We start from the raw sequence: 999 nt of genomic DNA, 5'->3' as shown, positions 1-999 counted from the left end.
ACTATTCTTTTCCATCCTGCTTTGCCTCTCCGTCATTGCTTCTGCCCAAAAGACCGACCTGTCTGTAACGGTAGATCCGGTTGATGCCATTACGGAATCCACACTGACTGAGGCCCGTGTATCTTTACTGAATCCGACCGACAGTACTGAAGTAGACACATTCAGGCGACTCAAGATCATCGGGGATATGATACCACGGTATAAGTTCATCTACGAAAACAATCAGGCTACCCTGCCCTGCAAATATATCGTCCGTATAAAAAGCGAAGGATATGAAACCTCATATTACAACCTGAATATACTCCCTTCGGAAGAAAAACATGGAGAAGTGATACGAGATATGGGACGTGTACGATTGCCGAGAATAATGAACCGGAAATTAGACGAACTGGTCGTATCTGCCACAAAAATCATGATGGTCATGAAGGGAGATACTCTGGTCTATGATGCCACTATGTTCCAACTGGCAGAGGGGTCCATGTTGGACGAACTCGTCAAGCAGCTTCCCGGTGTGCGTCTGGAAAAGGGAGGCCGCATCACGGTAAACGGACACTTCATCAGCAGCCTGCTGGTAGACGGAAAAGATTTCTTCAACGGAGATCCTCAAGTGGCCCTGCAAAACCTGCCCGCTTATATGGTAAGCAAGGTAAAAGCCTACCAGAAGGTGCCGGACAATGCCTACATCACACGTTCCTCTGAGGAAAAAGGTCCGCGCATAGATGACCCTTGGGTATTGGATGTATCCCTGAAGCGGCAGTATGCGAAAGGGTATGTTGCCAATGCCGAGCTGGCCCATTCGGTCTATCAGTCCAAACCCATGCTGGCCCGACTGTTCGGACTGCGCTTTACCGACAAGTCAAGAATAGCCCTCTATGCGACCGGAAATAACATCAATATGAGCGGCAGTCCCCAGACTGATTCCGGAAATTGGGATGAATATACACGGAAACAAGGAGAAAACAAAACTGCGGAAGCAGGAGCCTTCTACTACATAGAGAG

The 999-nt window shown here is 48.4% G+C and carries 1 pseudogene; it reads left to right on the top strand.

Going from position 1 to position 999, the window contains the following annotated elements:
* Window positions 1-999 (top strand): annotated as a pseudogene (locus DXA74_RS16390) (hypothetical protein); the annotation flags it as partial.

Source organism: Bacteroides sp. OF04-15BH (genome assembly GCF_003477995.1).
In the GTDB taxonomy this organism is placed as follows: domain Bacteria; phylum Bacteroidota; class Bacteroidia; order Bacteroidales; family Bacteroidaceae; genus Paraprevotella.
The sequence above is the reverse complement of the archived record's forward strand: the minus strand, read 5'-3'. Positions and strand labels throughout refer to the sequence as shown.